The 20,823-nt window shown below is 67.8% G+C and carries 19 protein-coding genes; 9 read left to right on the top strand and 10 right to left on the bottom strand.

Annotated features, from left to right (window positions below):
- The first annotated feature begins 169 nt into the window (after positions 1 to 169).
- Complete coding sequence (locus ACFOMD_RS06170) at positions 170 to 667, top strand: hypothetical protein (RefSeq protein WP_380858453.1); 498 nt, start codon at positions 170 to 172, stop codon at positions 665 to 667.
- Positions 668 to 710: 43 nt separating this feature from the next.
- Here the strand turns inward: ACFOMD_RS06170 and ACFOMD_RS06165 are convergent, their stop codons facing one another.
- The 7 genes from ACFOMD_RS06165 to ACFOMD_RS06135 form a co-directional block, all read right to left on the bottom strand.
- Positions 711 to 2,192: a reverse transcriptase/maturase family protein gene (locus tag ACFOMD_RS06165; RefSeq protein WP_380858450.1), complete on the bottom strand. Its 1,482-nt coding sequence runs from the start codon at positions 2,190 to 2,192 to the stop codon at positions 711 to 713.
- A gap of 427 nt (positions 2,193 to 2,619) precedes the next feature.
- On the bottom strand, positions 2,620 to 3,339 hold the full coding sequence (locus ACFOMD_RS06160; protein WP_380858448.1) for an exopolysaccharide biosynthesis protein: 720 nt from the start codon (positions 3,337 to 3,339) through the stop codon (positions 2,620 to 2,622).
- Positions 3,336 to 3,740 carry a cupin domain-containing protein gene (locus tag ACFOMD_RS06155; protein WP_380858446.1) on the bottom strand — a complete coding sequence of 135 codons (405 nt, stop codon included), beginning with the start codon at positions 3,738 to 3,740 and terminating at the stop codon, positions 3,336 to 3,338. Before ACFOMD_RS06155 ends, ACFOMD_RS06160 begins: the two co-directional genes overlap by 4 nt.
- Before the next feature lie 65 nt (positions 3,741 to 3,805).
- Positions 3,806 to 5,431 carry a M28 family peptidase gene (locus ACFOMD_RS06150; protein WP_380858443.1) on the bottom strand — a complete coding sequence of 542 codons (1,626 nt, stop codon included), beginning with the start codon at positions 5,429 to 5,431 and terminating at the stop codon, positions 3,806 to 3,808.
- Positions 5,428 to 7,458 carry an amidohydrolase family protein gene (locus ACFOMD_RS06145; protein ID WP_380858440.1) on the bottom strand — a complete coding sequence of 677 codons (2,031 nt, stop codon included), beginning with the start codon at positions 7,456 to 7,458 and terminating at the stop codon, positions 5,428 to 5,430. The genes ACFOMD_RS06150 and ACFOMD_RS06145 overlap by 4 nt, the downstream gene beginning before the upstream one ends.
- 78 nt (positions 7,459 to 7,536) lie before the next feature.
- Positions 7,537 to 8,052 (bottom strand): hemerythrin domain-containing protein, encoded by a 516-nt coding sequence (locus tag ACFOMD_RS06140; RefSeq protein ID WP_380858437.1) that lies wholly within the window; start codon positions 8,050 to 8,052, stop codon positions 7,537 to 7,539.
- A gap of 77 nt (positions 8,053 to 8,129) precedes the next feature.
- Complete coding sequence (locus ACFOMD_RS06135; RefSeq protein WP_380858435.1) at positions 8,130 to 10,565, bottom strand: zinc-dependent metalloprotease; 2,436 nt, start codon at positions 10,563 to 10,565, stop codon at positions 8,130 to 8,132.
- Between the two features lie 116 nt (positions 10,566 to 10,681).
- On the opposite strand from ACFOMD_RS06135, the gene ACFOMD_RS06130 reads away from it, so the two are divergent.
- The 6 genes from ACFOMD_RS06130 (at position 10,682) to ACFOMD_RS06105 (ending at position 16,153) form a co-directional block, all read left to right on the top strand.
- Positions 10,682 to 11,983, top strand: coding sequence for a M20/M25/M40 family metallo-hydrolase (locus tag ACFOMD_RS06130; RefSeq protein WP_380858433.1), 1,302 nt, complete (start codon positions 10,682 to 10,684; stop codon positions 11,981 to 11,983).
- A gap of 60 nt (positions 11,984 to 12,043) precedes the next feature.
- On the top strand, positions 12,044 to 12,733 hold the full coding sequence (locus ACFOMD_RS06125; RefSeq protein WP_380858431.1) for a response regulator transcription factor: 690 nt from the start codon (positions 12,044 to 12,046) through the stop codon (positions 12,731 to 12,733).
- Between the two features lie 597 nt (positions 12,734 to 13,330).
- Positions 13,331 to 13,714 carry a response regulator gene (locus ACFOMD_RS06120; RefSeq protein ID WP_380858430.1) on the top strand — a complete coding sequence of 128 codons (384 nt, stop codon included), beginning with the start codon at positions 13,331 to 13,333 and terminating at the stop codon, positions 13,712 to 13,714.
- Positions 13,711 to 13,977 carry an Hpt domain-containing protein gene (locus ACFOMD_RS06115; RefSeq protein ID WP_380858427.1) on the top strand — a complete coding sequence of 89 codons (267 nt, stop codon included), beginning with the start codon at positions 13,711 to 13,713 and terminating at the stop codon, positions 13,975 to 13,977. The genes ACFOMD_RS06120 and ACFOMD_RS06115 overlap by 4 nt, the downstream gene beginning before the upstream one ends.
- Positions 13,978 to 13,979: 2 nt before the next feature.
- The gene (locus ACFOMD_RS06110) at positions 13,980 to 15,647 is read left to right on the top strand and encodes a sensor histidine kinase (protein ID WP_380858425.1); all 1,668 of its coding nucleotides are present in this window, start codon (positions 13,980 to 13,982) and stop codon (positions 15,645 to 15,647) included.
- Positions 15,644 to 16,153, top strand: a complete 510-nt coding sequence (locus tag ACFOMD_RS06105) for a GAF domain-containing protein (RefSeq protein ID WP_380858422.1) — start codon at positions 15,644 to 15,646, stop codon at positions 16,151 to 16,153. The genes ACFOMD_RS06110 and ACFOMD_RS06105 overlap by 4 nt, the downstream gene beginning before the upstream one ends.
- On the opposite strand, the gene ACFOMD_RS06100 is transcribed toward ACFOMD_RS06105, so the two are convergent.
- From ACFOMD_RS06100 to ACFOMD_RS06090, 3 genes are read right to left on the bottom strand one after another with little or no spacing between them, the layout of a single operon-like run.
- On the bottom strand, positions 16,150 to 17,706 hold the full coding sequence (locus tag ACFOMD_RS06100; RefSeq protein WP_380858419.1) for a DHA2 family efflux MFS transporter permease subunit: 1,557 nt from the start codon (positions 17,704 to 17,706) through the stop codon (positions 16,150 to 16,152). The genes ACFOMD_RS06105 and ACFOMD_RS06100 overlap by 4 nt on opposite strands.
- A 2-nt stretch (positions 17,707 to 17,708) precedes the next feature.
- Positions 17,709 to 18,818, bottom strand: a complete 1,110-nt coding sequence (locus tag ACFOMD_RS06095; RefSeq protein ID WP_380858416.1) for an HlyD family efflux transporter periplasmic adaptor subunit — start codon at positions 18,816 to 18,818, stop codon at positions 17,709 to 17,711.
- Complete coding sequence (locus tag ACFOMD_RS06090) at positions 18,815 to 19,255, bottom strand: MarR family winged helix-turn-helix transcriptional regulator (protein WP_380858413.1); 441 nt, start codon at positions 19,253 to 19,255, stop codon at positions 18,815 to 18,817. Before ACFOMD_RS06090 ends, ACFOMD_RS06095 begins: the two co-directional genes overlap by 4 nt.
- Positions 19,256 to 19,347: 92 nt before the next feature.
- Between ACFOMD_RS06090 and ACFOMD_RS06085 the strand changes: the two genes are divergently transcribed.
- Together ACFOMD_RS06085 and ACFOMD_RS06080 are read left to right on the top strand one after the other, a co-directional pair.
- On the top strand, positions 19,348 to 20,271 hold the full coding sequence (locus ACFOMD_RS06085) for a hydroxymethylglutaryl-CoA lyase (protein WP_380858410.1): 924 nt from the start codon (positions 19,348 to 19,350) through the stop codon (positions 20,269 to 20,271).
- 92 nt (positions 20,272 to 20,363) lie between these two features.
- Entirely contained in the window at positions 20,364 to 20,819 is a 456-nt protein-coding gene (locus ACFOMD_RS06080; RefSeq protein WP_380858407.1) for a hypothetical protein, read from the top strand.
- The last annotated feature ends 4 nt before the right edge of the window (positions 20,820 to 20,823 follow it).

Raw genomic sequence — 20,823 nt, 5'->3', positions numbered from 1 at the left:
TCCCCCTCGCAAAAACCGTTGGCGCTGCGCGAACTGCATGCTTCCCACATTGGCGAAAAAGCCAAGGCTATTGGCGAAACCCCGCCTTGTCGATGCGCCGCCGCCCGGGCGATGGCCCCGCCGCCGGCGCCACCCGCGCCACGACACCCGAACAAGACGGAGACTGAACATGCGCATCCTGATGACGACGCTTGCCCTTGCGGCGGCGGTTACCGGCCCCGAAGCCCTCGCCACCTCGCTGACCATGGACTGCGGCCCCGCCACCCCCGTCGCCGCCGCCGCGCCCGCCGCCAGCCCGACCGCCGCCCCGGCCGCCCCCACCGAGGCCCCCAACCTCCACGGCAACTGGGATTTCCTGATGGACGTCGGCGGCACGCCCAGCTTCGGCCTCCTCTCGATCGGCCAGATCGACGGCGGCTACGGCGGCTCCTTGACCCCGATCCGCACCGCCCCCGTCGTCCTCCGCCGCATCACCTTGACCGGCGGCAACTTCCACATGGTCGTCGCCTCGCGCGAAGGCGACGTGCTGTACGACGGCATTCTCTCGCCCGAGGGCGACCGCATGTGCGGGATGGTCACCTACCACAACGGCCAGAGCTTCCCGATGCTCGCGCAGAAGCGGGCGTCGACGTATGTGTCGCGGCCTTGGGGGCAGGCGGGGCGGTAGCGGGTCATGATGCTGGGAGCGCCCGGCGGCGGCGGGCGATCCTTCACTCGACCGCTGTGCTTGCCGCCTCGCGCTTCAACTTACGTTGCACCGCTTTTCCAATCTCTGCGTTAACCCTAGCCCGAGAGCGACGTCTCAGTCTGCGAACCTGGGCCAAGATTTTCTTTCCAGCCGGACCAAACTCTTCGGTCGCACGAACTACGTAAGTCCAGAACGTCCATGTTTTATTGCTTGAGGTCGGTTCGAACCCCTCCACGCGACCAAAGCGCTTGCTGAACTGTTCGAAATTGAATGCCGCGCAAAGCTCGTCGTAGCTCTTTCCGGTGTAGCGTCTCACCGTGGCGTCGGCCTGATTGCGTGCGACGGACGCCACCTTACGATAGAGGTTCGACATCGTCGCGTCCCGAAGGAAAACATCTCGGCCATCAAAGCGGAAGCCGAGATACTCTAGGCCGTTTTTCCCCTTGCCGGCGATTAGCTCGCACGTCTGACCATTTGCGCTTTTCGCGTAGCGGATCAGTGATGACTTGCTCGGCTTAATCAAGAGCTGATCCCCATACGCGCGGATGCGCGCAGGCAAGTCATCCATAATCTTCTGGGCTTGGTGTACCGGTATCGGAAGTATCAACAGAATGTCGTCTGAATACCGGACATAGCTGCCACCCAAAGAGTGGGCGAGAGTGTCCATCTCCACATCGAAGTCGATGAGATACAGATTCGCTAATAGGTCAGAGATTGGAGCACCTTGCGGGATGCCGTGGGCGTCATCGTTGGGGATCACCAGCGAATCGTATTGGCCATTCTCGCCCAATATTTTCTGTCTAAATTCGTGAGGAGAACAAAGCTGCGTGGGCACGTCCTTATACGGTACGAGATACCCGTTGATGGGGGTGCCATTTTTGGCTGTGCTCTTAACGCCGTAAAATCCAAGTCGTTTGTAGGCTTCTATTCTTTCCACGACTCGATACCGGGTAATATTCTTAAAAACGGCAAAATGATCTTGTGGAAGTCGCTCCACGCCTAACAGGCGGCACCAAAGTGCCTTTAACCGCTCGTGATCAATTGACTCGAAGTATGCACTTATATCGACAGCGATCGCGCAGCAGTCCCCATGCCCACGGATGCGGTCGAACGCCTCGCGCGCGAATTGAATGTTACACTTGCCCCGACGAGCATCAACTTCGGTGGGTATGCGGCGGTAGGCCACTGGGCAGTGGCTGATGCCAAGGCGAGCAAGCTCTGCTTCGTAGAGAATGCTGAGCAGATGACGATAGTAGGCGAAAATATAAGCGTCCCGCCGAGCCGCATAGCGGATGGGCCTGTCTTTCGGCTTTGGCCGCGGCTTGCCGCTATCCTTATCTGGGCGGAAAGGTTGCCAACCCTTAGTGTAGCGCAGCAATGGAAAGAACGTGTTCTGCGCGACCCTGAGCGGGTCAGCGACAAGTGCGATGATATCCGCCGGCTTCAGAATCTGATCGAAATGCGGATAACGCTTGAGGTCACTCGGTTTGAGCTTCCACTCCACTACGCCCCCTCAACGAGAGGGGGCGGCAGCAACCGGTTCCATCCGGTTAACACTGCCGCCCCGCACCGTTTGTAGCGAGCTAGGCGAACCCAGCTCTGTCTGGAAGTCGTTCGACGAAGTCGAGTATGCTGTCGCTGCTGCGGCATTCGCGTGTGTCGCGAGTGTCGTGCTGCCGGCGACGCTGCGTTCGGCTATCAACGGAGTTGCCAGTATGACTCTCCGCCTCCTGCTTCGGGCTGCGATCATCCTTTACAGTCATAACGCGCTACTCTGCCCCCCGAAGGTGCAGATGGACGCGATGTAATAACGACTCATTTGCTGCGTCAATCCGCGCGCGCTCGTTTGAGAACAAACAGGGGATGTAGCGACATTCTTGCCACACTCGCCGATGGATGTCCTTGTCGGAGGATGGAACACATCCCGCTATCTAGCCAAACCGCCCGGTAACCCACTCAAACGCCTCAAACGCGCCGTACCCCAGCCCGTACAAGATCGCCGCCGTCCCCACCGCCGCCGCATAGCCGCCAAGCACCGCCAGCCCATCGCGCGCCAGCAGCCCGAACGCGAACAGCGAGATGCCGATCGCCGGCACCACGTTGCCGAGCGGGATCGGCAGGGCCAGCACCACCGCCAGCAGCAGGCTGGCAAGCCCGATCAGGCGGCGCCCGACCACGCCGGTGAGCAGGGTCAGCCGCCGGGTCAGCATCGCCTCGGCGCGGCGGGTCATCGGCTCCAGCCGGGTGCCGACCGCGGCGAACTTGCTCGTCGCGATGCCGCGTTCGCGCATCAGCGCGGGAAACCACGGGCGGCGGATGCCGATCGTCAATTGCGCCGACAGCAGGATCAGCGGAATGCCGAGAATCCCCGACGCGCCGGGCGGCAGCGGCAGGATGTTGGGCGCCGCCAGCAGGAACATCAGGCCGGCATAGCATTTGTCGCCGAGCGTGCCGGCGAGGTCGTCGAACGAGATGCGCTCGCCCGCGCAGCCCGACGCCAGCACCTCGAGCGTGTCGCTCAGCCGCGCGTCGGACCCGGTCGGGATCGCGCAGGCCGCGGGCGCGCCGCCGCCGGCGGCCGCGGCCTCATCGGCGCTGACGCCTGCAGAGGGGGCGCTAGCGACGGCGGCGTCCGCGGCGCTCGCGCTCACTCGCTGGTCTCGCCGTCCCACTCGTCCGCGTCATGGTCGCGCTCGGCCTGCGCCTTGTCCTTGTGGACGCGGCCGTCCTTGTGCTCGGGCGGGCCGTAGAGGGTGTAGAAGCGCAAGGGGGCGTCCTTGCCGGCGATGACGTTGTGGCGGGCACCGGCGGGCACGATCACCGCGAAGTCGTCCTCGACCGCATTGGCCTTGCCGTCGATGGTGACGGTGCCCTGGCCCTCCTCGATGCGGAAGAACTGGTCGCGGTCCTCATGGACCTCCTCGCCGATCTCCTCGCCGGGCTTCAGGGTCATCAGCACCAGCTGCAGATGCGCGCCGGTGTAGAGCACGCGGCGGAAATCATCGTTCTCGACCGTCAGTCTCTCGATGTTGTCGCAATAGCCCTTCTTCACGGATCGTCGCTCCTCGGCAGGTTGGGGATTCAAGGTTTGAACCCGTGCCGGGGAGTGCTGTTCCGCTAGGGACGCCGCGCGGCTGCCGAACGGTTGCGAACCGTCTTGAAGTCGACCCCGTCGTTCCAGTCGGGCCAGCGTCGGCTGGTCGCCAGCTCGCGGCCGATCTCGTAGGCGACGGTCGCTTCCTGGGCCGCGCCGGCGAAGCTCCACCCGGCGTCGAATTCGTCGGTCGTCTGGTGATAGTCGCGCTCGTTGTACGCATCCGCGACCTTGTTGCCCGCGGCGAAACCCCCGTCGATTAGGTCGCGGCCGGCGCGGAAATACACCGTGGGCACGCCCTTCTTGGCAAAGGCGAAATGGTCGGAGCGGAAATACCAGCCGGCCTCCGGATTGGCCTCGTCATCGACGCGCAGATCATGCTTCGCCGCGATGCGCTTCAGGTCCGCCTCAAGCGGCGTCCGCCCGCCGCCGATCAGGTCGAGGTTGCGCGCCGCGCCGAGCACGACATGCGGGTCGAGGTTGAGCACCGCCACCGTCGTCTCCAGCGGCCGCAGCGGCTTCGCGGCATACCACTCCGCGCCGAGCAGCCCCTTCTCCTCGGCGGTGTAGCCGATGAACAGGATCGAGCGGTCGGGCTGCGGCCCGGCGGCAAAGGCGCGCGCCACCTCGATCAGCGTTGCGGTGCCCGTCGCATTGTCGACCGCGCCGTTGCGGATCGTGTCGCCCTTGGCGTCGGCCGGGCCGGTGCCGTTGGCGTCCCAGTGCGCGCCGTAGATGATCGTCTCGTCCGGGTGCGCCTTGCCCTTCAGCAGCGCCACCACGTTGCGGCTGACGAACGGCGTCGCCGTCGTCGAGAAACGCGTCGAGAGCGTCGCGTTGCCGATCGCCACCGGCTTGAACGCGCCGTCCCGAGCCGCCGCTTTCAGCTTCTCGAAATCGAGCCCCGCCCGCTTGAACAGGTCGGCGGCCACATCGCGGTGCAGCCAGCCGCGCAGCCCCAGCGGCTTGGCGTCCACCGTTCCGAAATCCAGCCCGAAGGTGGGCACGCTGTCGCCGTTGCCGACCTGCGACCAGGGGTAGCTCGCCGCCGCCGTCTCATGGACCACCAGCACCGCCACCGCGCCGGCCTTCGCCGCCGCTTCGACCTTGGCGCCGAAGCGCCCGGCATAGACCAGCGTGCGTCCGCCGAACGCCCCCGGCGCCGCCGCCTCGAAATCGGGATCGTTGGCGATCAGCACCGCCACCTTGCCGTTGAGGTCGGCGCCGGCAAAGCCGGTCCAGCCGATCGCCGGGTCGGCGATGCCATAGCCCGCGAACACCAGCGGCGCGCCCGACAGCACCGTCTCGCCGAGGATGCGCGACGAGGCCGTCACGTCCTTGCCCGCGACCAGCGGGATCGTCGCGCCGCCGACGCGCGCCGACATCGTCACCGGCCCGCGGTCATAGCGGATCAGCTTCACGTCCTGCGTCCAGCCGCCGTTCTCGCCGCCCGGCGCCAGCCCCGCCTTGCCGAACTGCTCGGACAGGAACTGCACCGTCTTCGCCTCGCCCGGCTGCCCCGGCCCGCGCCCGCCGAAGGCATCGCTGGCCAGCGTCTTTACGTCCGCCTTGATGCGATCGGCGCTGATCTGCGCTGCCGCCGGAGCGGCAGCGAGGAGGAGCGCGGCGGCGAGCGCGGCGCGCCTCACTTCTTCGGCTCGACGATCGCCGGCGCCTTGGCGAAGGGCGCGATGCCGAAGTGCGAATGGATTTCGCTCGGGAAATAGACGGTGCCGTTCTTCACCACCATGCGGATCGCCTTGATCGCCTTCAAATCCTTCGTCGGGTCGCCCGCGACCAGGAAGAAGTCGGCGAGCTTGCCGCGCTCGATCGATCCGCGCTGCTGGTCCTGCTTCAGGAACGCGGCCATGTCCCAGGTCGCGCGCTTCAGGATCTGCGCCGGGGTCATGCCGATCTTCTGATACAGCTCCAGCTCGCGGTGATAGGTGAAGGCGCCGCCCATGTCGGTGCCCGGCACGATCATCACGCCGCTGGCGTTCAATCGCTTCACCACCTCGACGATCTTGTCGAACGCGCCCCGATAGGCGGCGTCGTCGCCGGCCTGCGACAGGTCCACCCACGCGCGCTTGGCGTCGCGCTGCGTGCTGATCGGCATGTGATCCAGATAGTCGACCATGCCCGGCGGCACCTGGCCGTCGCGCGACTGGGTGAACGCCTCGTGGATCACCAGGGTCGGGTCGATGGCGATCTTCTTCTCGACGATCGTCGCCATCGTCTTCTTGACCGGCGCGCTGTCGAGGTCGAGGCCGGGCAGGCGGCGCAGCGCGGTCAGGCGCAGCAGGTTGCGAGTGTCCTCCCCGGGCTTGAGGATCCAGCCGAGCACGAACTGGTTGATGTGCGTCAGCTCGTCATAGCCCGCCGCCATCATCTGGTCGGCGGTGGCGAAGGCGGGGACGTGCCCCATGACATGCATATCCAGCTTGTGTGCCTCGGCGACCATCGCCGGCACCCACTCGGGTTTGATGCTGTTGTAGATCTTGATCGCCGGGAAGCCGCGCGCCGCGTACCAGCGCACCGCGTCGACCGCCTGTTGCTCGGTCTCCGCGACGATGCCGTTGTTGCTGCTGAACGGGCTACGGCCCTCGATGAAGCCGCTCGGCACGATCCGCGATCCGGCGGACTCGCCCTTCTCGATGCGGTCGATCATCGCCAGCATTTCGGTATTGTTGTTGCCCATGTCGCGGATCGAGGTGATGCCCGCCGCGAGGTTGAGCACCGCGTCGTCCTCCGACGCATGGCCGTGGCCCTCGGTCATGCCCGCGACCAAGGTGCCGCCGGCGCCGTCGATGGTGACTTCGCCGGGCGTCGCCGGGCTGTTCAGCTCCTCGACCGCGGCGATGCTATCGCGGAACACCACCACCGATTTGGGCGCGGTCAGCGCGAGGGTCTTCGGGTCGAAGATGCGCACATTCCTGATGCGGATCGGCGCGTCGAAATTATGCGCGGTCGCCTTCTGGATCGCCGCATAGCGCGCCGCCGACAGCTTCTCGGCCATCGCCCGCAGCCGGTCGTCCTCGCCCTCATAGCCTTTCCGCACCGTCACGCCGCGCCCCTGCGTGGAGGCGAAGAAGGCGCCGTCCTTGTCGAGGAACAGGTAATTTGGGTTGAGGTCGATGCCGGTCAGCGCATAGGCGGTCACCTCGACCGGGCCGCCCGTGCCGTTGGCGGTAAACGTCTCGATCTTCTCCAGCTTCACATTGCCGCCCGGCAGGCCCGGCATCGTCCGGTCGGCATCCTTCAGCAGCGCGCGCGCATAGAGGCCGAGCGACCACGGGCTCGCCGACTGGCTGATGTAGAGGCTCGGCTCGCCGACGCGCTTCGTGCCGCTGCCCGCCGAATCGGTCCAGCTCGCGGTCTTGCCCTTCAGCGCGAATTTCTCGTCGACCTTGCCGCCGAAGGTGGTGGCGCCCTTCACTGTCCACGCGGTCGGCAGGCCGTCCGCCCCGAGCGTCAGCGTCTCGGCGATCGTCGGCCCGCGGCCGTTGTTCTTGTAGTCATAGTCGATGACGGTCGACGCACCGTTGGTGTCGGCCTTCAGATGGCCGACGGTCCGGCCCCCGACGATCACGGTGTAGGTTTCGGTTGCCGCGACGGCCATCGAGGGCAGCGAAGCGGAGGCGAGGAGGCCGGCGGCCAGCAGCAGGGTGCGGTTCATGGCCGCCGATAGAGCATGGCGCACCAGGGCCGTAAAGGGCCGGCCCGCCCGGCATGGGGCAGGCCGGCTTTCGGTACGTTAGGCCACCTTCGCCTGCGTGAAGGTCGTCGTCTCGGGCAGCGGCAGCCCGCGCTTCTTGTATTGCGCGACCAGCTCTTCCTTGCGCGCCGCCATCTGCTCGCCGAGCGCCTGCAGGTCGATGTCGGCCTTGCGGGCCTGCGCGAACATTCCTTCGCCGCGCTTCTCTTCCTCTTCGACGTGATGCTCGATGATCTCGCTCAGCACGTGGACCTTGGTGTCGTAGAATTCCTCGTCGGGGCCGCCGGCCTCGATCTCGGCGATCAGCACCTTGCCGGTGTCATGCTCGACGTAACCTTCCTTCAGCAGGTCTTCCTCGATCTTCCCCTCGCACGCCGGGTAGAAGATCGTCTCTTCCAGCTCCATGTGGACGGTCAGCTCCAGGCAGATCTGGTTGGCCAGCTTCTGCTTGCGGTCGGCGCCCTTCGCTGACTCGAACTTCTCGAACAGCTCCTCGACGGTGCGGTGATCGGTCTTCAGCAGCGCGATCGCATCCGGGTTCTTCGCTTCAGCCATCTTGTCCTCCGGCACAGGTTGAATTTGCGCGGGGTCAACGATGCGTCGGCGGGGGACGTTCCGGTTGCGAATCACTCTCAGCCGATGGGCATGCCCGGCGGGATTTTCGGCTCGCGCTTCTCGTCCTTCAGCACCGCGTCGAGCGCCTCGCGGTCGAGCAGCAGGCGGGAGAGGCTGAGGCTCCACGCCCGCTCGTCGGGGTTCATCCCCTGCCGCCCCGCCAGCTGCCGCGCGAAATCCGCCAGCCGCTGGTCGATCACCGCCGCCACGCCGGGCGACAGCTTCTGATCGCGCTGCGTCGCCGCCAGCGCCAGCGCGCTGCGCGTCCCGATCCGCCGCCGCACCTCCTCCAGCCGCCGCGTCCCCGCCGGCAGCAGCGCCAGCCCGACCACCCGGTCGACCACCTCGCGCGCGCCTGGCAGATTGCCATTCCGCCGGTTCTGGTCCGCCATCCGGTTCAGCCGCTCGGGCGCCAGCAGTGCATTGAGCGTCTGCTGTGCCGCTGCATCGGTCGCGGTCAGCGGGTCGAACACCGTCGAGCCTGCAGTGGGGAAAATCTCGATCTCGAACTGCCGATCCTCGCTCCCCGACCAGCCCGCCGACAGCAAAGGCACCAGCCGCTCGGGGATATCGAGCGCCGCGGGCTCAAGCGTCGCGAACAGCGCGGTCAGCGCCCGTTGCTGGTCGTCCGCCGGCGTGGCCCGTGCCACCCCGTCGCCATCGCCCTTCACCGCATAGGTCGATTCAACGCCGCCGACATACTTCGCCGCCGCCTCGACCTGATAGCGGTGCATCAGCCAGATCGGCACCAGCTTGCGCCGCAGGTTCGACGCCGGCTCGGCCGGGTGCAATGCGCTCATCCCGAACCGGTCCACCGCCGCCCGCCGCACCGCCATCACGCGGTTCAGTTCGACCGCCGCATCGGCGCCGTCGTCCCACAGCCCGCCCCACGGCTGCGACGACCCTACGCTGCGCGAATTCTCGTCGCCGACAAACCGCAGCCCCGCGCGCGTCGCCGCATCGGCCTTCGCCCGCGCCGCCGCATCGAGGTCGCCGCCCGCCGGGTCGCCGTACAGCCAGTCGACCGCGTAATTGTCCCACTTGCCGACGCCGACGCCGTACGCATCCGACAGGTCGGGCACGCCGTTCACCAGCCCGACGCGCGGCGCCGGATAATCCATCACAGACGCGCGATCCTGCGTGCTCCCCGCGAAATTGTGCAGGATGCCGAGCGCATGCCCGACCTCGTGCGCCGACAATTGCCGGATGCGCGCCAGCGCCACCTGCGCCGGGTCGTTCGGCCCGCCGGTGCCGACCTTGTCCGCACCGACGAGGCCCTCATAGATCAGCATGTCCTGCCGCACCCGCAGCGAGCCGAGCAGCACCGTGCCCTTTAGAATCTCGCCGGTGCGCGGGTCGGTCACCGCATAGCCATAGGACCAGCCGCGCGTCGCCCGATTGACCCAGTTGACGACGTTGTAGCGCACGTCGAGCGGGTCGATCCCCTCGGGGAGAATCTCCACCCGATAGGCATCGATCAGCCCCGCCGCCTCGAACGCCGTCTTCCACCACGATGCGCCTTCCAGCAGCGCGGTGCGTATCGGCTCGGGCGCGCCATTGTCGATGTAAAACACGATCGGCTTCTTCACCGTCGACCGCGCCGCGGTTGGATCGGTCTTCTCCAGCCGGAAGCGGTTGGCCAGCTCGTAGACGATCGACGATCCCAGCGGCGACGCGAAGTCGAGCACCTGCGTCGCGAAGCTGCCGCCGCGCGGATCGAAGCGGCGCGGGCGATAGCCGGCCTCGGGCAGCCGGACCAGCGAATGTCGCACCACGATGCCGATCGACCGCGGGTCGGGCGCGATGTTGCTCACCTCGTCGCCCGGCTCGTCGGAGACATAGGTCTGCCGCGCCTCGAACTCGATATTGTCCGGAAACACCTTCACCGCCGACGGGTCGGCGGCGCTCAGATCGGCGACCAGCTTGTAGCCCTTCTCCCCGCCGTCCTTCAGCTGCGCGGCGATGCCCTTGGTGTCGCGCGCGAGGAACGGGGCGATATCCACCGCCAGCCCGCCGCCCGGCAGGTCGATCGCGTCGCCCAGCCACAGGGTCGAGTAAGCAAACGCATCGCGCGCCGCCGCCAGCTCGCTCGCCCCGGCCCCCGTCGCCCGGAAGCGCGGGTTCTCCAGCTCGATCGCCACCTTCTTTCCGAGGCGGCGGAACACCAGCATCTGCGCCGGTCCCGGCTGCGCGCGGTCGAGCCCGATCGGCGCCGAGCCCAAGCCTGTCTTCAGGCTCGCCATATAGAGATAGCGCCCCGAAATCCCGTCCGCGTCGGCCTTCGGCAGCGACAGCAGGATCCGCCCACCCTTCGCATCGACGTTCACCGGCAGCAGCCCGTCACGCGCCACCGTGCCCTTCATCGGATCGCCCGGCTTGTCGTCCTTCGCCAGCGCCGGCGCGGCCAGCACGATCGACAGGGCGGTGGCGGCGACGGCAAGGCGCTTCAGCATGGATATCCCCCGATGACAGACAGTCGAGCCTAGTGCCCGCTCTGGGGCAAGTCCATGTGGCGGGCCAGGATTCGCTCGGCTAGGGTCAGGCCAACACATCGCCTCGGGGAGTCGCCATGAAGACGTATCTCTTGCTCGCTGCCGCCGCCGTCGCGCTGGCGTCGCCCGCTCACGCCGCGCTCTCGTCGGCGGAAAAGAAGATGGTCGCGACCGTCGATGCCGAGGCGGAGCGCTCGATCCTGTTCCTCGAGAAACTGGTCAACCAGAACAGCGGCACCTTGAACATCGAAGGCGTCACCAAGGTCGCCGAGATGGTGAAGCCCGAGTTCGACGCGCTCGGCTTCACCACCGTGTGGAAGCCGCTGCCGCAGACCAAGCGCGCCGGCCATCTGATCGCCACCCACAAGGGCAGGCCCGGCGGGAAGCTGCTGCTGCTCATCGGTCACCTCGACACGGTGTTCGAGCCGGACTCGCCCTTCCAGAAATTCGAGCGCAAAGGCGACCAGGGCGTCGGGCCGGGCGCCGCCGACAACAAGGGCGGCGTCGTCGCGATGCTTGCCGCGCTGCGCGCCATGAAGGCCGCCGGCACCCTGAAGGACGCCAATATCGAGGTTCATCTGACCGGCGACGAGGAGCGCAGCGGCGACCCCATCGATATCGCCCGCGCCGACCTGATCGCTGCCGGCAAGCGCGCCGACGCGGCGCTTGATTTCGAAGGCCTGTCGGTCGAGGATGGCCGCGACATGGGCTCGATCGCCCGCCGCTCGTCGAACAGCTGGGAGCTGCATACCACCGGCAAGTCCGGCCATTCGTCGGGCATCTTCCGCGCCGGCGTCGGCGACGGCGCGATCTACGAGATCGCGCGCATCATCGCCGCGTTCCGTACCGAGCTGCCCGAGCCCAACCTCACCTTCAACGTCGGGCTTATCACCGGCGGCGCCACCGCGACGCTTGATGCCGATGCGGTGCGCGCCACTGCCACCGGCAAGGGCAACATCATTCCCGGCGTCGCCATCGCGCGCGGCGACTTCCGCACCTTGTCGCAGGAGCAGACGGTGCGGGTGCGCGAGAAGATGCAGGCGATCGTCGCCAAGCATCTGCCGGAGACCGGTGCCAAGATCAGCTTCGACGAAGGCTATCCGCCGATGGCGCCGACCGCCGGCAACCGCGCGCTGCTGGCGAAGCTCAATGTCGTCAACAAGGACATGGGCCTCCCGCAGATGGCGGAACTCGATCCGCTGAAGCGCGGCGCCGGCGACATCGCCTTCGTCGCCAACGATGTCGACGGTCTCGTCGGCCTCGGGCCGTCGAGCCGCGGCGACCATGCGCCGGGCGAGGCGGTCAACCTGCCGAGCATCGCCAAGCAGGCGAAACGCGCCGCCATCCTGATGACGCGGCTCAGCCGTGAACCGAAGTGACTGAAATTGTGGGTTTCAGCCGGCGCTAGACCGGCGGTATAACGCCATCGGAGGGGCACGATGCGCATAGCCGTGATGGAGGACGATCCGCTGCTGGCGGAGCTGCTATGCGCGACGCTCGGGCCGCTCGGCCATGATTGCCATATCGTTGTCACCGGCTCGTCGATGCTCGTCCGGCTGCGCCAGGAATCCTTCGATCTGCTGCTGCTCGACTGGAACGTCCCCGGCGCCACCGGGCTCGAAGTGCTGCAATGGGCGCAGGAACATCTCGATCCGTGCCCGCCGGCGATCATGATCACGCTCCGCGACGCGGAAACCGACATCGTCGCCGCACTCGACGCCGGCGCCGATGACTATATCACCAAGCCGTTCCAGCCGGCGGTGGCGCGCGCCCGCGTCGATGCCGTGCTGCGCCGCCGCTACCCGGCGCCGGTCGCCGCCTCGACCGAGGAACTGAGCGGCCTGACCTTCGACCACCGCGACCAGTCGGTGAAGATCGGTGCGGAGACGGTGACGCTCACCGCCAAGGAATTCGCGCTCGCTGCGATGCTGATGCGAAATACGCAGCGCCCGCTGTCGCGCGCGCACCTGCTGGAGGCGGTGTGGGGCCGTAACCCCGATCTGCCCACCCGCACGCTCGACGCGCACATCTCGAAGATTCGCACCAAGCTTCACCTGACTCCCGAAAAGGGCTTCCGGCTGGTGCCCGTCTACAGCTTCGGCTACCGGCTGGAGCTCGTAGAAGCTTAGCCCTTCTCAAGAGCTTATCGCAGTTTACAGTTGTTTACGCGGCGATCCGAACGGGCCGTGATAGCTCAAAATCCATCGAACGGGGGCTGACCCCGCAGATGGAGTTTTTTGAGATGGCCCGCATCGTCCGCGCTCTTCGCCCTCCGCAACCCCGCCGCCCGGCCTCGCCGCGCGTCCGGGTTGCCGGCGCGCCGGATGGCCGCTGGCCTGGATGCTCTGAGGGGAGCCGCTACTCCCCTTGGTAGGGACCGGCGGGGCACCCCTTTGACAGGCGACTCCCGCAGTCGTCCGCCCCGCCGGTTTCCCTGCGCTTCAGTTGCTTTCCAGTTGTTTTTCCGTCGCTTTGCGTTTCCAGCCGCCAAGGCTATTCCCGCGACCGTTGCCGCCATCGCGCCGAAGGCCGGTCGAGCGCCACGACGGCGGCTTCGGCGGATCGGCTCATAACCGCGCCGCACGCCAAGATCGCCGGCCCGAGGCTTGATCGTCGCACCGGGGGCGCGTGTGAACAGGCTGCTGGCAGCATCGCGCGCAACGATGCTAGGCACGGGACCGTCCCGGCACGCCGCGGCTTCGCCACCACCAGTTGAAAGTCGATCGATGGCGCTCAGCAAGATCCTGTATGTCGAGGACGACGACGACATCCGCACCGTCACCGTGATGGCACTGGAGATGATCGGCGACTTCACTGTCGAGGCGCATAATTTCGGCGGCGACGCCATCGCGCGGGCGGAGGCTTTCGCCCCCGACTTGATCCTCCTCGACGTGATGATGCCCGGCATGGACGGCCCCTCGACGCTCGCGGCGCTGCGCGAGAAGCGGGCGCTCGATCATGTGCCCGCCGTGTTCTTCACCGCGAAGGCACAGCCTGAGGAGGTCGCCCGCCTGCGCGCGCTCGGCGCTGCCGACGTGCTGGCCAAGCCCTTTGACCCGCAGGTGCTTCCCGACGCGCTGCGCCGCATCTGGACGGCGGCGACCGCGTGAGCGACGACGACGCCTTCGCGCGGAAGTTCGCCGAGCTGGGCGAACAGTTTCGCGCCGAACTGCCCGCGCGCCTCGCCGAAATCCGCGCGCATCTGGCGGCAGGCGAGTTCGACGAGGTTCGCGCCATCGCCCACCGCCTCGCCGGCCGCGGCGGCACCTTTGGCGCGCCCGGGATCACCAGTGCCGGTCGCGCCGTCGAGGAAGCCGACGCGGCGGCGCTCCCCGCCGCCGTCGCCGCGCTCGCCGCCGTGATCGGGGGCTGAGCATGCCGCGCCGCCGCTTCTCCACCACCACCATCCGCGCCTGGGTCGGCTTCGCGCTGATCGTCGCGCTGGTGATGGGCTCGGCGCTCGCCATCGGCCTGCGCCTCAGCGCCGCGGCGGAAGCGCGCGCAGCCGTCGAGGCGGCGAGCGCGCGCATCGAGCGGCTCAATCTGTTGATGCGCCAGATACTCGATGCCGAGGTCGGCCAGCGCGGCTACATCATCGCCGGCGACGAGCGTTTCCTCGAACCCTATCTGGTCAGCAAGGACGAGGTCGGCGGCACGCTCGACGCGATCACCCGCGACGCGCAGGGTTCGCCGATCGAGCGGCAGCGCGGCGATCGCCTCGGCAAGTTGCTCGCCGATAAATTCGCCTTCATGCGCTCGACGATCGATCTGCGCCGCACGCAAGGGCTCGACGCTGCGACGGAAAAGGTCGCCGGCCTCGAAGGCAAACGGCTGATGGACGAGATTCGTGCCGAGATCGGCGCGATGGCCGCCTTCGAGCGCAACCGCCTCGCCGAGCGCGGCGCCGAGCTTCAGGATGCCGACCGGCTGACGCAGCAGGTGATCTACGCGGCGCTCATCGGCGCCCTGTTCCTCGTCCTTGCCATCGGCCTGATGCTGCTCCGCCAGCTGCGCGGCCGGATCGAGGCGCAGCGGCTGGCCCGGCAGGCGGCGGCGCTGCTGCGCGTCACGCTCGACAATATCGGCGTCGCGGTGGTGGTCACCGACCGCGAGGGCCGCATCCTCGGCCGCAACGCCGAACTGCTCCGCCTGATCCCCGCCGCCGCCGAAGGCAGCGCCCCCGAGGCGATCGCCGACGAGCTGACCCTGGCGCGCGAGGGCCGCTCCTTCCTCTTCGAACGCGATGTCGCCGCCTATACGCCGGCGGTGGTGCGCGGCGTGCCGCTGCCCGGCCGCCGCTTCCTCGTCACCTATCTCGACGCCACCGACGCCCGCCGCGCCGATCGCCTCAAGAGCGAGTTCGTCAGCACCGTCAGCCACGAACTGCGCACGCCGGTCACCTCGATCCGCGGCGCGCTCGGCATGCTCGCCGGGCCGCTCGCCGCCGGCCTCTCCGACACGCAGGCCTCGCTCACCGATATGGCGTTGCGCAACGCCGACCGCCTGAGCCTGCTCGTCAACGACATCCTCGACATGGAGAAGATCGAATCGGGCCGGATGGCATTCGATATCCGGCCGCACGACCTCAACCAGCTGTTGCAGGACGCCGCCGAGACCAACCGCTCCTATGCCGAGGCGCGCGGCGTCACCCTCGCGCTCGGCACCTTGCCGCGCCCGCTGAACGTGCGCGCCGATTCGCACCGTATCCAGCAGGTGATGGCCAACCTCATCTCGAACGCGGTGAAATTCTCCGACAACGGCGGCATCGTCACCCTGACCGCCGAGGAAGGCGACGGCGTCGCCTATGTCTCGGTCGCCGATCAGGGCCCCGGCATTCCGGAGGCGTTCAAGTCGCGGATGTTCGAACGCTTCGCGCAGGCCGACGCCACCGACACGCGCGCCAAGGGCGGCACCGGCCTCGGCCTCTCGATCGCCAAGGCGATCGTCGACCGCCACGGCGGCGGGCTCAGCTTCGAAAGCGAGCCCGGCAACACCATCTTCACCTTCACCGTGCCGCTGACCGGCGCCGGGGAGCCGTCATGAGCATCCGCCGTTTCACCATCGCCGAACGCCCCGCCAACGAAGCGGGGCGGCAGGCCGCGCTCGATGCCTATGGCGTGGCCGCCGCGGCACACCCCGAACTCGACGATATCGTCGCCGAGGCCGCCGCCGCCTTCGACGTGCCGACCGCGCTGGTGTCGCTGATCGATCGCGACCGGCAATGGTTTCCAGCGCGCGTCGGGCTGGAGGCGGCGGAGACGCCGCGCTCGATCTCCTTCTGCTCGCACGCCATTCATCAGGACGGGCCGTTCGTGGTGCCCGACGCCACCGCCGATCCGCGCTTTGCCGGCAATCCGCTGGTGGTGGGGGAGGCGAACATTCGCTTCTACGCCGGCGCGCCGCTGGTGACGCCCGAAGGCTATCGCATCGGCACGCTCTGCATCATCGGCACCAGCGCGCGAAAGCCGCTCGACGTGATCGAGCAGCAGCGGCTGACTGCGTTCGCGCGCGAGGTGATGGATGTGCTGGAGCAGCGCCGGAAACGCTAATCCATATGCGCAGGCGGCGCGTCCGGGTCGGGGGCGTGGCTCGGTTTTCGCAGCAGCACGACCAGCGGCATGATCGCCAGCGTCAAGATCAGCATCAGCTGGAAATCGTCGAGATAGGCGATCATCAGCGCCTGCCGGTTTACCTCGGCATCGAGCGCGACCAGCGCGGTATCGCCGACCGAGGCCATGCGCGCCGCCAGCGCGGGGTCGGCGAGCGGCACGTTGAACGGCGTCAGATGCGCGGCGAGATCGGCATGGCTGGTCTGGAGGTTGTGCGACAGCATCACCGTCACCAGCGAGATGCCGATCGAGCTACCGAGGCTGCGGATCAGGGTCAGCAGGCTCGCCGCATCGGTGCGCAGATTGGGCGCGATGGTGGCGAAGGCGATCGTGTTCAGCGGCACGAAGATGAAGCCGATGCCAAGGCCCTGGATGACGCCGCTGACGATCACCGGCGTCATGTCCATCTCCAGCGAAAAGCCGGTCATCTGGTAGAGCGACAGCGAGGTCAGGCCGAAGCCGAGGAAGATCAGCAGCCGCGGGTCGACCTTCCCGACGATCCGCCCCACCACCATCATCGCCAGCATCGTGCCGACGCCGCGCGGCGCGAGCACCAACCCGGTGGTGATCGTCGGATAGCCGAACAGATGCTGCAGCATCGGCGGCATCAGCGCCATGCCGGCGAACAGCACGAGGCCCAGCCCGGCGCTGAACACCAGCGCGGTGACGACGTTGCGGTCGCGCAGCAGCGCCCCCGGCAGCACCGTCTCACGGCTCGATGTGGCGGTGTGGACGATCAGCATCCACAGGCCCGACACCATCAGCCCGGCGTAGATCCAGATTTCCAGCGCCGCGAACCAGTCCTCGCTCTCGCCACGGTCGAGCAGCAGCTGCAGCGCGCCCACCGCCATTGCCAGCAGCGCGAAGCCGAACAGGTCGAACCGCCGCTCGCCGCGCGGCGTCTCGTCCATGCACAGCCAGATGCCCAGCGCCGCGAGAATGCCGATCGGCAGGTTGATGTAGAACACCCAGCGCCAGTCGAAATTCTCGGTCAGCCAGCCGCCGAGCATCGGACCCATGATCGGGCCGATCATCACGCCCATGCCCCACAGCGCCATCGCCTGGCCGTGCTTCTCGCGAGGGTAGATGCCGAGCATGACCGACTGCGCCAGCGGCACGAGGAAGGCGCCGAACACGCCCTGCAACACGCGGAAGGCGACCATCTGGTCGAGGTTCTGCGCCGCCCCGCACATCATCGAGGTGACGACGAACCCGCCGATCGAGATCAGCAGCAAGCGCTTCACCCCAAAGCGGTCGGCGAGCCAGCCGGTGATCGGGATGGCGATGGCGGAGGCGACGATATAGCTGGTCAGCACCCACACGATGGTGTCCTGCGCCGCGCCAAGGCTCGCCTGCATATGCGGCAGCGCCACGTTGGCGATCGTCGAGTCCAGAACCTGCATGATCGTCGCCGCCATCACCGAAAAGGTGATGACGACGCGATTGGGCGATCGGGCCACGCCCGGCGCAGTTGCCGCGGCGGACGCCGCCATGGCTAGTGCGCCGTCGCCATCGCCAGCGAGGGGCCGGTAGCGGGCTCACCCGCCTTCGGCGTCGCGCCGGCCGAGGCGACTGCGCGCGCGCGAGTGTCGATGGTGACCTCGGCCGACAGGCCGGCGAGCAGCGCGCGGCGCGGCGTGCCGTCGATGGCGATGCGCACCGGCACGCGCTGGGTGACCTTCACCCAGTTGCCGCTGGCGTTCTGCGCCGGCAGCACCGAGAATTCGGAACCGGTGCCGGCACCAATGCTGGCGACACGGCCCCTCAGCTCCAGGTCGGGATAGGCGTCGAGCTCGATCGTCGCCGGCTGGCCGACCGCCATGTTGGCGAGGTCGGTTTCCTTGTAATTGGCCTCGATCCAGATGCCCTGGCCGCCGACGAGGCTGACCATCGGCAGGCCGGCGGCGGCGACCTGGCCGACCTGCAATCGGTCGGTCTGGCTGACGATACCGCTGCGCGGCGCGCGGACGGTGGTGCGATAGAGGTCGAGCGCCGCCTTGTCGCGCTTGGCGATGGCTTCCATCACCTCGGGATGCGCGTCGATCGGCCGGCCGACGCTGCCCGCGACCGCGGCCTGCGCACGAGCGCCCTCGGCCTCGGCGGCGGCCAGCCGGGCACGCGCTTCCTTCAGCGCATTGTCCGACGCCTGATAGCTGGCGCGGGTGGTGAAGCCGCGCTTCAGAAGCTCAGCCTGCCGCGCGAAATTCTGCTGCTCGAGCGCGACCTGCGCGCGGGCGCCCTCGATGCCCGCGCGGGATGCATTGATGCCGGTGCGAAGCTGCGCCACCGACAGGCGGGCGTTGGCGACGGCGGCCTCGGCCTCCTCCAGCGCGATGCGATACGGGCGCTCTTCGATGCGGAACAGCAGGGCGCCCGCCGCCACCTGCTGGTTCTCGGCGACCGCCACTTCGCTGACGCGGCCCGACACGTCGGGTGCGATCGACAGTAGATCCTGCCGCACATAGGCGTTGTCGGTCGACACATAGCGCCCGCCGGTCACGTAGAAATAGGCGCCGACGGCGGCGAGCAGCAGCGGCACGCCGAACATCAGCACCGGCCGCCACCAGCGGCGCTGGCCGGTCTCCTCGACGATCGCCTCGCTCATCGCGCGGCCTCCTTCAGCGGCTCATCGGTCGGTCGGGTGGAGAGATTGGCGCGAATGATACCCAGCGTCTCGGCCAGCGCGTCGCGGCGCGCGGCGTCGAGGCCGTCGAGCGCCTCCTCGATCACCCGGTGGCCGATCTCGTGCATCGTATCGAGCAGCGGCCGCGCCTTGTCGGTGAGGAACAGCCGCCACGCGCGCCGGTCGGCCGGGTCGGCGCGGCGCTCGACGAGGTCGGCCTCCTGCAGCCGGTCGACCATTCGGCACAGCGTAATCGCCTCGACCTCGAGCTGCTCGGCGAGCCCGCCCTGGTTGATGCCTTCGGCCCGCGACAGCGCGAACAGCAGGCGCCACTGCGGGCGCGTTACGCCGATGGCGCGCGCGTCCTGATCGAACCGGCGGCGCAGCAGCCGGGAGGCGTCGCCGAGAAGAAAACCCATCGAGTCTGACATGAGTGGGGAGATAATAAGCATACACAATATAGGCAAGGCAGGGATTTGACGTTTTGCGGGCGCGATGCCATTTGCCGCGCATGGACCGCGCCGTTGAAATTCTCGAGGTCGGCCCGCGCGACGGGCTGCAGAACGAACCCGAAGTCGTCTCGACCGAGGCGAAGCTCGGCATGATCGGCCGGATGATCGACGCCGGCGTGCGGCGGCTGGAGGTGGCGAGCTTCGTCAATCCGGCGCGGGTGCCGCAGATGGGCGACGCCGAAGCGGTGATCGCCGGCCTGCCCGACCGGGCGGACGTCAGCTACATCGGCCTCTGCCTCAACAAGCGCGGCGTGCTGCGCGCGATCGAGAGCCGCGAGGGCAACAAGCGCGGCGTCGACGAGGCGGGCTGCGTCATCATCGGCACCGACAGCTTCGGCGTGCGTAACCAGAACCAGACGGTCGCACAGGGCATCGTCGAAAATACCGACATGCTGCGCCTCGCGCGCGAGGCGGGGCTGAAGCCGCAGGTCACCATCTCGGTCGCCTTCGGCTGCCCGTTCGAAGGCCATGTCCCGCCCGATCGTATCGTCATGATGGCCGAGAAGATGGCCGAGGCCGGCGCGGTCGAGATCGCGCTCGCCGACACCATCGGCGTCGCGGTGCCGGCGCAGGTCAGCGACTTGTTCGGCCGGGTGCGAGAGGCGATCGGTCCCGACATCGCGCTCCGCGCCCATTTCCACGACACCCGCGGCATGGGCCCGGCCAATGCCTGGGCGGCCTATCAGGCGGGCGTCGCCACGCTCGACAGCTCGCTCGGCGGCCTGGGCGGCTGCCCGTTCGCGCCCGGCGCCACCGGCAACGTCGCGACCGAGGAACTGCTGTTCCTGTTCGCGCGCTCGGGGCTTGAGACCGGCGTCGACATCGAAGCGGCGTTTGAGGCGAACAAATGGTTCGCCGGCATCCTCGGCCGGCCGCTCAGCAGCAAGGTCGCCAAAGCGGGCAATTTCCCCCACCCGGCGTGACCTAAACGCTGTTTCAGGGCATATCGATACGCAGGCGCAAGGGTCCCGATTCGGGATTCCGCGCGTTGATGTGGTTCGAAAAGGAGGCCCCGATGCGTACCGCCCTTGGCCTGGCCCTGCTGCTGACGGCGCTCACGCCGCCGGCTTTCGCGCAGGATGCCACGGCACCCGCCGCCGCCAGCGAACCTGATACGTCCACTGTCGCGATCGTCGAAAATTATCGCCGTCGCATGGTCACCGTTTACGGCAATGATCCGTGCCCGGCGGCCTCGAGTATCGACGAGATCGTCGTCTGCGCCCGCCGTCCGGAGGAGGAGCGCTTCCGCCTCCGTCAGCTCGACGTGCCCGACGGCGTGCCTGTCGAGCAGGGCGCGCGCATTGTCGAACAGGGCGGCACCGCCCGCACGCTCGGCACCGATGACGTGCGCATCGCCGGCGGCACCGGCACCTGCACGCCGATCGGCCCCGGCGGCCTCACCGGCTGCAACAAGGGCGTCAACCTCCTCGCCATCGGCGAGGCGCTGAACAGCCTCGTCACCGACGAGTAGATCA

The sequence above is a fragment of the Sphingoaurantiacus capsulatus genome, assembly GCF_042648405.1.
Lineage (GTDB): Bacteria > Pseudomonadota > Alphaproteobacteria > Sphingomonadales > Sphingomonadaceae > Sphingoaurantiacus > Sphingoaurantiacus capsulatus.
Note: the sequence above shows the minus strand (reverse complement) of the source record. Positions and strands in the feature narration are given on the sequence as shown.